Below are 12,387 nucleotides of genomic sequence, written 5' to 3' on the forward strand. Positions count from 1 at the left end.
CGGTCGCCGCTCAGCTTTCGTCTTCCGGCATGACCCGTTGGGAAGAGAGGCTGATCTGGTCGCCGAGCGGGCTGTTCGCCTCGCTGTATTCGGATTCGACATGACCCGGCAGAGTGGTGATCAGCTGGAACAACTCAGGGCGGCGGTCCAGACGGGGAGTGACGGTGCCTCCGTGCCGGGCCTGGTGCAGGTCATCGAGGTCGAGATCGCAGATGAGGACGGTTTCCTCATTGGAATCCGCCTCGGCGGCGATGCCATCGCGGGCGAAAGCGAAATCACAGGGCGTCAGGACGGCGGCCTGTCCATACTGAATGTCCATATTGGTGACATCGGGCAGATTCCCGACGTTGCCGGCCATCGCGAGGTAGATCTGGTTCTCGATGGCGCGGGCCTGGGCGCAGTAGCGGACCCGAAGATAGCCCTGGCGGGTGTCGGTGCAGAAGGGCACAAAGATGATCTCCGCACCCTGGTCGGCGAGGAAGCGGGCCGCCTCGGGAAACTCCACGTCGTAGCAGATCAGCACGCCGATCCTCGCCTTGGGCGTGTCAATGATGCGGAGGGCATTGCCGCCCTTGATTCCCCACCAGCGACGTTCGTTTGGCGTGATATGGATCTTGGGTTGCTCAACGACCTCGCCATTCGGCATGCAGACGTAGCAGACATTGAGCAGCGAGGTGCCGACATGGGACGGATGGCTCCCGCCGATGATGGTCAGTTTGTACTTCTTGGCCAGGCCGGTCAGGAGCTTGACGTAGCGCGGGGTGTATTCGGAGAGTCTCTCCATGCCTTCCTGCGGAGTCTTCGCCTCGGTCGCCGAGAGCAGTTGAACCGAAAGCAGTTCAGGCAGCAGGACATAATCAGCCTGGTAGTCCGAGGCGATGTCCACGAAATAAGTGACCTGGCGGGAAAACTCGGCGAAGGACTTGACCTTGCGCATCTGGTACTGGACACAGGCCACCCGGCATTTGCGGGCGCCGTCGTCCAGCGCCTTGAAGTCAGGATTGGTCCACTCGATCAGGCTGGCGTGGTTGTGGCTTTTGGGGTCGCGCAGGTAGTTCGTCATGACCCCGCGCAGGACAAAACCCTCACGTAGTTGAAAACTCAATACGAGATCGCGCAACTGGCCGGTGACGACGCGATGGGCGTAGTCCTCGGCCGACATCTTGTGGGCATACTCATCGTAGTTCCAGAGGCGCCCTCCGGCCAGGATGCGGCGTTTGTTCAGCCGGCGGCAGAGGTCGCGACGGGCTTCATAGAGGGCGGCTCCGATCCCGAGTCCCCGGACTTCGGGGTCGACGCAGATGTCCGCCCCGTAGAGGGTGTCGGCCCTGGGATCATGATTGGTGAAGTAGCCGCTGTCGGTGATGCCGGCCCAGGTGTGGTGGCGCAGGTCGTCGTTTCCCAGGTCGACGATCAGGCTGGCCACCGCGCCGACGATCTTCCCGTTGGTTTCAGCGACAATCTGTCCCTGCGGGAAGACCCTCTGGTGGCTGCGGAGGTGCGATTCCCCCCAGACCATGTTCTCGTCCGCCAGAACCGGGTAGGCCTTGCGATTTAATTCCAGAAGGGCGGGAATGTCATCCAGGGTTGCTTCGCGTATGGTCAGTCCGGCCTTTTTCTTTTTCATTTTGGGGTGGAAGGTATTTCGGCCGCGATGGGAAAACAAGGGGAGATTCAGGATTCTTGGATCGGTTCATTCCGACATTGCAGGTCGTGTTGGGTTTGCTAGCATCCGTGCCTTTCGTCCCGATTCGACTCTCCCTAAAACCGATTACCACCTCCAAATATGAGCTCGATCAAACTCCGCCAGAACTGTGTCACGTCACTCCTGATCCCGACCAGCATGGGCATCCGGATGACTCCGGACAACGGTCAGCCGGTCCATAGCAGCACCCGGTTCACCGTCCAGGTGACGAGTGCCGAGTCCAATGTGGCGAGCATTTCGTCCTACCTGGGTTTGCCCGTGAAGATCCTGACCAATTTCGTGGCGGGCAGCCCGATCGCCCGGATGATCAAGGACAATCTGGCGGCCCGGCACATCGCCTTCGAGGGACCTGACGTGGCGCAGGGCGGGCCCTGGGGTTACCGGCACCAGATCAATATCGCGGACAGCGGTCTGGGTTCACGCGGACCGCGGGTCTGGAACGACCGGGCCGGAGAAGTGGGCCGGACTCTGAACGTCAAGGATTTCGATCTAGAGCGGATTTTCGGAGAAGAAGGCGTTCAGATCGTCCACCTGTCCGGATTGATCGGGGCGCTTTCGCCGGAGACCAGCCGGTTCTGTCTGGAATTGGCGCGCACAGCGAAAAAGCACGGTACGGCCGTATCCTTCGATCTCAACCACCGGGCGACATTCTGGAAGGGGCGGGACAAGGAGTTGCGCGAGCTTTTCCTCGAGATCGCCGGCCTCTCCGATATCCTGGTCGGCAACGAGGAGGACTTCCAACTCTGCCTCGGGCTCGAAGGCCCCGAGGCCGGCGGAAAGGACCTCGCGGGCAAGATCGAGAGCTTCAAGGGGATGATCAATGCTGCCAAGAAGGCCTTCCCCAACACCTCGGTTTTCGCGACCACCCTGAGGGAAGTGGTCAGCGCCAACTGTCACAACTGGGGTGCCATCGTGTCGGAGGGCGACAACTGGCATATCGTCGAGCCGCGCGAGATCGGGGTTCTCGATCGAATCGGCGGAGGCGATGGTTTCGTCGGCGGAATGCTCTACGCCCTGCTGCGTGGCTGGAGCGCCGAGAAGTGGGTCCAGTTTGGTTGGGCGACCGGGGCACTCGTCGCCACCCTCAACACCGATTATGGACAGCCCGCCGACGAGGACCAGATCTGGTCCATCTGGAAGGGCAACGCGCGGGTGCAGCGGTAGAACGTTTCCACGGGGACCCGCTGTCCCTGTTTCGCGAAACCCATGACCTCTGTTCCGTCCCTCGGCCTTCTGTTCGATTCCGCCGAGGTTCCGCGCATTCGCACCACTTTGCAGCGCCCGGAGTTTGCCGCCTTTTGGGATGGCGCCCGCAGGGCCGATCTCGCGGCTGACGAGCGTTTTCTGCGCGAGGAACTCAGGCTCAACAATCCGAACTCCGATTTGGCACGCGCGGCCAACATTCTGCAGCGCTGTGCCTTCGTGCAGGCAATCGAGTCCGATCCGGCGCAGGTCGCTCTCGCCCGACTCGCCCTGGACCGCATGCTTGCCTACAAGCGCTGGGACTGGATCCTTGAGGCCGGACGGGATACGGTTGGCGTCATGCGCAACGGCACGACTTCAGTCGGTGCCGTTCTGGCGGCTGACTGGCTTGGGAGCGGTCTGCCAGCCGTCGCTCACGATGCTCTCATTCGCCACCTGGTCGACGAAGCGGGCCCGGCGGCGGAACGCGCCGTCTTCGGCATGACTCACCACGACCAGGTGGTGGGCTGGACCATGGATCCCGGCACCGTCGGCATCCCCAGGGTGGACGTCAGCCGCTGGCCACAGATTCTTGATGTCAACAACCTGCGGGTCATCGCCACCTCCGGTCTGGCTGCCGTAGCCGCGTTTCTCGCAGGCCGTCACCCGCGAGCGCCGCACTGGGCCGCCATGGCGCGCGACAGTCTGCTTCTGTTTGCATCGCGACTGCCGGCTGATGGCACCTTCCCCGAAGGTCCGGATTACTGGCACTTCACCTTCACCTACTTCATCGTTTCGGTGGAGCTGCTGCGCCGCCGCTGTGGGATCGACCTGCGCGACTGTTGCGACTTTCCTGCCATGACCCGCTATGTGCAGGCCGTGGCCGCGCCCACCCGGGACAATCCAGTCGGCTGCCTCAACATTGGCGACGCTTTCCGATCCAGCGGGTCCGAGCCGCTTGCCTGGATCGGCCGCCACTACCGTGATGCCACCGCCAACCACCTCGTGCTTTCCCCCGGAGCCGTGCGCAGCGAAACGGTCAGTACCGCCTGGTCCGCCATCTGGTTCGAGCCCTGCGTCCCGGCCCGCCGCAGCGCCGACCTGAAACTTGATCAGGTGTTGTATCCGGGCATCGTGGTTTCGCGGTCGGGCTGGACGGCGGCCGATTCCGTGCTCTCGCTGCGCAGTGGCTTGCCCGAGAATCATGAGCACGCCGACCGCAACAGCCTCATTTTTACGGCCCACGGCGAACGCCTGCTCCACGATCCGCTGAAGGCCGCCTACTGGCGCGCGGATCCCAGGTGGATGCTGCGCCTGACCGCGGCCCATACCGCTCTGCTCATTGACGGCCGCGGCCACCAGTATCATGAAGGGGAGGAGGGTACCAACGCTTCACAAGCCACCGCCAGGCTCACGGATCACCGGATCGGCCCGGACTGGATGCTCGCCGTCAGCGATGCGACCGACGCCTATGCCCGGGGTGGCCTGCCTGCCACGCTCGTCCGGCGCACCGTGGTTTTTCTCAAGCCTGATGTGTTGATTGTCTGCGATGAGGTTCGGCTCACCTCAGCCCTGAACGTGCAGACCCGCTGGCAGGTCTTCAATGACGACGGCAGGGGTTCGGTCACGGCCGAGACGAGCGGCTTCATCATCGCGCGCCCACATGCCTCGCTGCGGGCCATTGCCGCGGGCATGGGCGCCCTCACGATCACGGCCGGGCACCATCCGCTGCCGGTCGAAGGGGGTGTCTATCCATTTGCGTCCATCACCTCGGCTCCAGCCGTTTCCCATTGTCTCGTCACCGTCTGTATGGCGGCACCGAGCGATGGCGATCACGGCAACCTGACCACCGTGCGCAACGGCGACTCCTGGCAGGTTGCCGGCACTCACCGAAACCGTTCCGTGCGAGTCAGCCTGACGCCCCAAGCCGAAGGTCCGCCCATCGTGGTGCTCTGACCCCGCCGAGATCGTCCCGTCTTCAGGCAATCATCCCGTCGCGATATCCGGGGCGCTCCCAGGGAGTCGCCGTATGGGCAAGAAGCGGGGTGATCCGTTGGTGCAGCGCGACCCTCGCGGCCTGACTCATCGGTTCGAAATTCGTGGCCATCTCGGCGTTCTCCGTCAGGTGAGCGATTGTATCCAACCCGACATTGGCCACGCTAATTCCGGGCAGGCTGATCGCGTAGCGAATCAGGTCCGTGCCGGCGAAATCGGCATCGCGGGCCCGACGGACCATCTTCATCGCGATCACGCCCATCTTGTTTTCGAGGGCCAGCGGCAGCAGTTCATCCTCGTATCGACCGTCGTCCGGACGGGTGCAGGGGAAGGTCGTCATGATGCAGTCGGGGTCGAACTGCCGTATCGCGGCCATCAGGATGTCCGGACCGCTGTGCCCGGTGACGCCAAAACTCCGGATGATTCCCTGTTCCTTGGCTTCGCGGGCGGCGCGGACGGCGCCTTTCTCGATGGCCGCCAGGTCAGCGTCTCTCGTGGGTTCGAAGTTGTGCAGGTGGTAAAGGTCCAGATGGTCGGTCTTCAGTTTGGCCAGGCTGGTCTCCAGTTCGCGTTTGAAGCCATCGTAGCTTCGGTCGGCCGTCTTGCTGACCAGGAAAATCTCGGACCGGTGTTTCTCGACCATGGGACCGACCAGTTCCTCGCTCGGTCCGTAGGAGCGGGCGGTGTCCCAGTAATTGATTCCACGATCGAGTGCGGCCTGGAGGATCGCGGTGACCTCTTCGGACTTTCCGTCGTGATTCGCCGTGAACGCGCTGCCGAGACCAAGCCCGATGATGGAGACTTCAGCGCCGGTCCGGCCGAGCACCCTGCGGTCGATCCTGCGCGGTTTTGGCGGTTCGGCAGCCCGGGTCTTCTGGAGGCCAACCATGGCCACCCCGGCCGCGGCAGTTCCGACCAGACCATGACGCAGAAAGGTTCGTCTCGATTCAGATTGGCTCATGGCGTCGACCGTCATTGAGGGTTGGCTCCCTGTCAATCCGGCAGCCCGGAAACTCCGGGTGACCACCTGTTCCCGGGTTGATTCGGGAATCGGATGTTTACCTCAACTCGGTCGATCGTTATCCGGGGTAAGAGGATCTTTCCGGCTTCGCGATGGTTTGGAGTCTGCGATTTGCCTGGAGAAGGAATCCGATCAACTGTCCGCTCATCCCATTTTACCCGATGTATCTGGAGTTCAATTTCGATGGTCTTGTTGGGCCGACGCACAACTACGCGGGATTGGCCCGGGGTAATCTGGCCTCGACCCGTCACCGTCACCGGACGTCCCATCCGAAGGCGGCTGCGCTTCAGGGATTGGCCAAGATGAGAGCGCTCGCACGACTGGGGGTTCCCCAGGGAGTGCTTCCGCCGCTCGAAAGGCCTTCGGTTCCCGCCCTGCGCCTGTTTGGATTTCACGGAGAGGATGATCGGGCCGTCCTCGCCCGCGCCGCCCGTGAGGCGCCGGAGATTCTGGCTGCCTGCTGCTCGGCTTCAAGCATGTGGACGGCGAATGCGGCCACGGTGGCGCCTTCTTCGGATGCGGAGGATCGACGTCTTCATCTGACTCCGGCCAATCTTCTCAGCCATCTTCATCGCGCGCTTGAGGCGGAGGAAACCGCAGCGGTCTTGCGTGCGATTTTTCGGGATCCCGATCGATTTGTCGTTCATCCTCCGCTGCCGGGGGGGCAGGCCATGCGGGACGAGGGAGCCGCCAACCATACCCGGTTGGTTCCGGAATTCGGCGGATCCGGACTTCATGTGTTTGTCTACGGGAATTCAGCCTTGGGGGAATCCGCGACCGGTCCGGTGCGGTTTCCAGCCCGGCAGACTCTCGAATCCTTCCAGGCTATTGCCCGTCTTCATCAGCTGAATCCGGAAAGGGTGATCTTCCTGCAGCAGAATCCGGCCGCAGTGGATTCGGGTGTCTTTCACAATGACGTTATCGCGGTAGGTCACCGCGGCTTGCTTTTCCATCATGAAGAAGCGTTCGCCGAACGGAAGGACGCCCTGAGGCGTCTCGATGAATCCTACGAACGGATCAACGGTGAAGCCCTCTGCCGGATTGAAGTGCCCGCCGCGCGGGTGGACGTTTCCACAGCCGTCCGCACCTACCTCTTCAACAGCCAGATCGTGACCGTCCCGGGCCGGGGAGAGGTGCTGGTGGCACCGGCGGACTGCCTTGAGGATCCGGATGTGTCCTCCCTGATTGACGAGGTCGTGTCGGATTCATGGAACCCGATCGGAGCGGTCCACTATTTTGATCTGCGCGAGAGCATGCGAAATGGGGGCGGTCCCGCCTGTCTGCGGCAGCGCATCGTGATGAATGAGGAGGAACGGGCGGCGATCCGCGCGCGGGTGATTCCCGACGAGATTCTCTTCGGCCAGCTGGAGGCCTGGATCGATCGTCACTACCGCACGGATCTCGATCCGGCGGATCTGGCCGATCCCCAGCTTCTCGAAGAAACGCGCCGGGCTTTGGATGACCTGACAGACCTCCTCAATCTGGGGTCTCTGTATTCCTTTCAGAAGTAGAACCGGAGAGAAGACGTGGACGGCGGAACCAGCGGTTTCGGTGCGCCGCGAGCGGATGGAGTCGAGAGCCTGCATTCAAGAAATCGCCCGCCCTGGAGATTAGGTCGAAAGTGGCCTTCCGGAAAACCAAGCCATGCGGAGTGTCGGACAAGAACCGGTGCGCTTTGCTTCGGGGATTCGGGTATAACCGTTGTCGTAACCCCAAACCCCAGGATACGGAGTGCGTTCCCCTCTCACGTTCCGAAACGCTGCAGGACGGATCAGGCTGGCCCGGCGCCGGTTTGTTGACGCCCTGAATTGGAGAAGGCGATCAGTGAAGCGGGGACTTCCGGTCTGGATCCCGATCAATGGCTGAAAACAAGACTTCCGCAGTCTCCGGCACTTCAGTTCGAAAGGGTCGGATGCTTGTGTCCGTTTGCGTGACCACCGCGGTCATCGGCTTGAGCTCTCTGCTGGCCGACCGGGTCCTGGCGGAGGGAACTGCAGAGAGCCCGGACCGTCCGGCATCCGACGAGGAGCTCGTTGCCGTTTCGCCGCCGCCGTTCAGCGAGGACATCTTCCCGTGTTCCGATTGCCACGATCCGACGGACAAGGTGAACACGACCCGGCATGAGGTCGATTTCCACGACAATATCCTGCTCAAGCACGACGAAAAGAACCGCTGGTGCCTTGATTGCCATGACGTGCGCAACCGCGACGTGCTGCATCTCGCGGACGGTCGCCCCGTTCCCTTCACCGAGTCCTACCGGCTCTGCGGACAGTGTCACGGACCGCAGCTGAAGAACTGGCGGGCGGGGGATCATGGCCGGCGGACGGGGTATTGGAACGGCCAGAAGGAATACCTGCTTTGCGCCAGTTGCCACAATCCCCATTCCCCCGCCTTCAAGCCGATCAAGCCATTACCCCCTCCCAGCAGACAGGAGAACATCCGATGAAGACCCACCCCGCAGATCCCTGGTCGGAGATCAGTCGCCGCGACGCTATCAAGACCCTGTTTTCACTGGCGGCTGCCTTTACTGCGAGCGGCTGTTCGAAGGATCACGAGGCGCTCACTTCGTTCTTCAACACCCACTTCAAGGAGTTGGATGCCGAAGAGCTTGCCACAACCCTGGCGCGCTGGGAGAGCCGCTACAGCAAACGTTTCGACCGGCCGGTGTCGGTCAGCGCCACTCCGCCGATGGAGGGCGTGCTCTTTGGATACGCGCTCGATGTTTCGCGGTGTATCGGCTGCCGTAAGTGCGTCTATGCCTGTGTGGACGAAAACAATCAGTCACGGGATCCCCAGGTCCAGTGGATCACCGTTCTGCAGATGGACAAGGGCAAGGGAGTCGACATGGAACACGCCGATGCCTTCTACGACCCTCCGGAGGTGCCCGAGGAGGACAAATTCTATTTCCCGGTTCAGTGTCAGCAATGCGAGAATCCTCCCTGCGTGAAGGCCTGCCCGGTTGATGCGACCTGGAAGGAGGATGACGGCATCGTGGTCATCGATTACGACTGGTGTGTCGGCTGCCGCTGCTGCGTCGCGGCCTGCCCATATGGCGCCCGCCACTTCAACTGGAAGAAGCCGGCGATACCGTCGGACGAACTCAATCCGAAGACGGAGTACCTGGGCAATCGTCCGCGTCCCCAGGGGGTGGTTGAGAAGTGCACCTTCTGCATCCAGCGGACGCGTCAGGGACGTTATCCAGCCTGCGTGGAGGTCTGTCCGGTCGGATCGCGCAAGTTCGGCAACCTGCTCGATCCTTCGAGCGAAATCCGCTACATCCTGGATCACCATCGCGTATTTGTTCTGAAGGAGGAACTGAACACCCAGCCGAAGTTCTTCTATTATTTCTCCAGCTGAAAGGGACTATCACGTGCGGACCATCATTCGAATCCTGACCCACGGGGGACGATCCTATTATATCTGGATCACCTTCCTGATCATCTGCGTCGCGCAGGGGCTCTTCGCTTATGCCGGGCAATTCCGGGACGGGCTCATTGTCACCCACATGCGCGACTCGGTTTCGTGGGGCTTTTATATCGGGAATTTTACTTTCCTTGTCGGGGTGGCGGCGTCGGCTGTCCTCCTGGTGATCCCCGCCTATGTCTATCAGTGGAAGCCAATCAAGGAAGTGGCCCTGTTCGGCGAGCTTCTCGCGGTTGCCGCGATTTTCATGTGCCTGCTCTTTGTGCTGGTCGACATGGGCCGCCCGGACCGCCTCTGGCACATCATCCCCTTTATCGGCCGACTCAACTTCCCGCGGTCCCTGATGGCATGGGATGCGCTTGTCCTCAACGCCTACCTGGGGCTGAACTTCTTCGTGGTGGTCTACGTCCTCTGGAAGTCGGCCCGGGGTGAGCCCTACAACGCGAAGATCGTCACGCCGCTGGTCATCCTGTCGATTCCCATGGCCATCTCGATCCATACGGTGACCGCTTTTCTTTACAACGGGATGGCGGCCCGTCCCTACTGGAATTCCGCGATCCTGGCACCGCGGTTTCTCGCCTCGGCCTTCTGTTCGGGGCCGGCGGTGCTCCTCATTCTTTTCCAGGTGCTGCGGAAGATCTCTCCGTTCGAGATCAAGGATGAGGCGATCCACAAGATTGCCGAGCTCATGGCCTATGCGATGGGCTTCAACCTCTTCCTCTTCGGGGCGGAGATCTTCAAGGAGTATTATTCAAACACCACGCATCTCCTGCATTACGAGTATCTCCTTTTCGGATTGCATGGCGAGCCGTCGCCCATTGCGCCGTTTGCCTGGATGTCGATTGTCTTCTCGGTCGTCGCATTCCTGCTCTTTCTGATACCGGCAACCCGAAGGAATTTCTTCACCATGAATGCCGGGGCGATCCTCATTTATTTCTCGGTCTATATTGAGAAGGGGATCGCCCTGATCATACCGGGTTACACGCCCGATCCCCTGGGACAGATCTACCAGTATGTGCCGAGCATGACCGAACTGCAGGTTTCCGTCGGCATATTCGGGGCGGGTTTCTTTGTCTTCACCCTTTTTGTCCGGACCGGGATCGTCCTCTATTTCGTCGAACACGCGGTTCAAACCGGCAGTGTTGGAGCCAACGACCGGGATCTGAGACGCGATTCCGAAGGCGCGCCCAGCGGTCACGCGCTACCCACTGCCCAATTCAATCGGTGCGACAAGCTTCAGCCCGATCAGGTTGGGCGTGACCGCTGGGCGCGCCTTGCCGGTGGTGAGTCGGATTGGGGCGCGCAGGGAGCCCTTGGGAGGTGACAAAAGAAAGGTGCGAATCCGGCCGCGCCGGATGTCCCGGGTCAGCCGGCTCCGTCGGCATCCTTGTCTTCGACCGGGGCCGCGGACTTTTCCCGTTGGCGCGAACGGACCACGGTGAAGACCACTGAAACGGTCAGGAGGACGGCGCCGAGAAGAAGCAGGGAGATGCTGCGCTGGGTGGGCTCGAGGCGATTGATTCCGACGAAGACGAGATAGAGCGCGGAGAGCAGGAGGGTGCCGTGACCCATCCAGCGGTATTTCCGGTTTCGGATGAGGTGGCTGAGGAGGTAATAGAGCAGGGCAATGCCGATCCAGCTCAGGCTGATATAGAGATCGGGGACCAGATGATAGAGCGCGTAGGGAAAGAGGATGAACGCCGTAAAGAGATAGGCATTGCGCATGGGCTCCGACTTCATCTCGAGGTAGGTCGTCCTCCAGTTGAGCAGGCGCGCCGTCAGGAGGGCAACCAGGCCAAAGACAAGACTCATGCCCGATTCCTCTTCTGTCGTTCCGATATAACTCGCCACAATGACGAGGAAGATGAGGAAGTTCGCCACGACGATGAAGCGCGACCGGAACCAGGCGGCGGTTACGACCACGAGCAGACTCTGCACCGAGAGCCAGATGAAGATATCCGGCGGTTGGAAGGCACGGACGAGGCCGGCAGACACCGCCATATATCCCGTCATCGAATAGAGGAAGGTGGCGATCTGGCTCTTTTCGCGAACCCAGAAGGCGACGGCGATGCCGAGGTAGAGGACGGCGGCCAGCAGGTTCGCCGTGACGAAAGTGGAGGCCGGGGCGGCCAGGGTGTGCAGGAGGAACGTCAGGTAGCCGCCCGCGCAATTGAATACGCAGCTCAGAACGTTGGGACCATCCTCGGTCCGGCGGTCGCTGCGCAAGAGGCTGCCGGCGGCGAAAATGAGCGCATAAACGAGGACAAGATAGACGGCCGCGTCGGGAGGTCCGATCGTTCCTCGTTCGGCTCCCGGAAGCGGGTTCAGAAAGACCCAGGCGACGTAGGAGATGTAGGTCAGCGGGATTGTGACCGGAAGGAGGGACAGCCAGTTCAGTCGAAGGGCGATGACGACCGCACTGGCGGCGGTTGCCGCGATGACGAGGAGGGAGAACCATTCCGACGGGATCAGAATCGCGATGGCCAAGCCCATGAGAAGGGAGAGTGCCGTCATGTAGGGCGACTTGCGCCGGATCGCGATGGCCAGATTGGCGCAGGCTACTCCCAGGAGGATCGACCGGCCGACCCAGGAATCGGTCGCGAAGACCGGGGGCGATCCAAAGAAGAAAAGACGGAAGGCTGAGAAGGCGGCCAGGGCCATGGCGGCCCGGCGCAGATAGGCCGCGAGCATCTCAAATGAGTTTCGCCCGATCCAGGCCAGAAGGGCGAGGAGCCCGACGGTGGCGAATCCGATAAGGGCGGGCAGGACCGGGGGGAGTCCCGGGAAGGGACGGGTCAGGGTGACGCCGATGCCGATGGCCAGCACGATGATACCGACTTTGGCGAACCAGCTCTGGCCGACCTCGAACTCGAACTCGTCTTGTTTCGACGAAGGGCCAGCCGGGGCCTGTGGGGCGATTTCCGCGGTTTCCTGCTGCGCGGATGCGACCGTCAGGGGTTCGAGCCCCATGCGATCCTCGATGCGCCTGATCTGCCTTTCGATCACGGCAATGCGATCGATCAAGGTCCTGACTGATACATCCGGCGTCCCGTCGGCCACG

The 12,387-nt window shown here is 61.7% G+C and carries 9 protein-coding genes; 6 read left to right on the forward strand and 3 right to left on the reverse strand.

Going from position 1 to position 12,387, the window contains the following annotated elements:
- Positions 1-10 precede the first annotated feature (10 nt).
- Complete coding sequence (locus tag R3F07_16750) at positions 11-1,627, reverse strand: bifunctional GNAT family N-acetyltransferase/carbon-nitrogen hydrolase family protein (protein MEZ5278033.1); 1,617 nt, start codon at positions 1,625-1,627, stop codon at positions 11-13.
- A gap of 159 nt (positions 1,628-1,786) precedes the next feature.
- On the opposite strand from R3F07_16750, the gene R3F07_16755 reads away from it, so the two are divergent.
- Together R3F07_16755 and R3F07_16760 are read left to right on the forward strand one after the other, a co-directional pair.
- Positions 1,787-2,869: a sugar kinase gene (locus R3F07_16755; GenBank protein MEZ5278034.1), complete on the forward strand. Its 1,083-nt coding sequence runs from the start codon at positions 1,787-1,789 to the stop codon at positions 2,867-2,869.
- 42 nt (positions 2,870-2,911) lie between these two features.
- Complete coding sequence (locus R3F07_16760; protein ID MEZ5278035.1) at positions 2,912-4,843, forward strand: heparinase II/III family protein; 1,932 nt, start codon at positions 2,912-2,914, stop codon at positions 4,841-4,843.
- Between the two features lie 22 nt (positions 4,844-4,865).
- On the opposite strand, the gene R3F07_16765 is transcribed toward R3F07_16760, so the two are convergent.
- The gene (locus R3F07_16765) at positions 4,866-5,843 is read right to left on the reverse strand and encodes an aldo/keto reductase (protein MEZ5278036.1); all 978 of its coding nucleotides are present in this window, start codon (positions 5,841-5,843) and stop codon (positions 4,866-4,868) included.
- 221 nt (positions 5,844-6,064) lie between these two features.
- On the opposite strand from R3F07_16765, the gene astB reads away from it, so the two are divergent.
- The 4 genes from astB to nrfD all read left to right on the forward strand — a co-directional run bounded on the left by astB (position 6,065) and on the right by nrfD (position 10,650).
- Positions 6,065-7,414 (forward strand): N-succinylarginine dihydrolase, encoded by a 1,350-nt coding sequence (astB, locus tag R3F07_16770; GenBank protein ID MEZ5278037.1) that lies wholly within the window; start codon positions 6,065-6,067, stop codon positions 7,412-7,414.
- A gap of 401 nt (positions 7,415-7,815) precedes the next feature.
- Entirely contained in the window at positions 7,816-8,349 is a 534-nt protein-coding gene (locus tag R3F07_16775) for a cytochrome c3 family protein (protein MEZ5278038.1), read from the forward strand.
- The gene (locus R3F07_16780) at positions 8,346-9,260 is read left to right on the forward strand and encodes a 4Fe-4S dicluster domain-containing protein (protein ID MEZ5278039.1); all 915 of its coding nucleotides are present in this window, start codon (positions 8,346-8,348) and stop codon (positions 9,258-9,260) included. The genes R3F07_16775 and R3F07_16780 overlap by 4 nt, the downstream gene beginning before the upstream one ends.
- 13 nt (positions 9,261-9,273) lie before the next feature.
- The gene (nrfD, locus tag R3F07_16785) at positions 9,274-10,650 is read left to right on the forward strand and encodes an NrfD/PsrC family molybdoenzyme membrane anchor subunit (GenBank protein ID MEZ5278040.1); all 1,377 of its coding nucleotides are present in this window, start codon (positions 9,274-9,276) and stop codon (positions 10,648-10,650) included.
- Positions 10,651-10,691: 41 nt separating this feature from the next.
- On the opposite strand, the gene R3F07_16790 is transcribed toward nrfD, so the two are convergent.
- A complete protein-coding gene (locus tag R3F07_16790) occupies positions 10,692-12,386 on the reverse strand; it encodes a hypothetical protein (GenBank protein ID MEZ5278041.1) in 1,695 nt (564 codons plus the stop codon).
- Position 12,387 lies beyond the last annotated feature (1 nt).

The sequence above is a fragment of the Opitutaceae bacterium genome (genome assembly GCA_041395105.1).
Lineage (GTDB): Bacteria > Verrucomicrobiota > Verrucomicrobiia > Opitutales > Opitutaceae > B12-G4.

Excerpts from the sequence above, each read along its gene's own strand:
- R3F07_16765 (MEZ5278036.1), bottom strand. The coding sequence starts at position 5,843 with ATGAGCCAATCTGAATCGAGACGAACCTTTCTGCGTCATGGTCTGGTC.
- R3F07_16780 (MEZ5278039.1), top strand. The coding sequence starts at position 8,346 with ATGAAGACCCACCCCGCAGATCCCTGGTCGGAGATCAGTCGCCGCGAC.
- astB (MEZ5278037.1), top strand. The coding sequence starts at position 6,065 with ATGTATCTGGAGTTCAATTTCGATGGTCTTGTTGGGCCGACGCACAAC.
- R3F07_16760 (MEZ5278035.1), top strand. The coding sequence starts at position 2,912 with ATGACCTCTGTTCCGTCCCTCGGCCTTCTGTTCGATTCCGCCGAGGTT.
- R3F07_16775 (MEZ5278038.1), top strand. The coding sequence starts at position 7,816 with ATGCTTGTGTCCGTTTGCGTGACCACCGCGGTCATCGGCTTGAGCTCT.
- R3F07_16755 (MEZ5278034.1), top strand. The coding sequence starts at position 1,787 with ATGAGCTCGATCAAACTCCGCCAGAACTGTGTCACGTCACTCCTGATC.
- R3F07_16750 (MEZ5278033.1), bottom strand. The coding sequence starts at position 1,627 with ATGAAAAAGAAAAAGGCCGGACTGACCATACGCGAAGCAACCCTGGAT.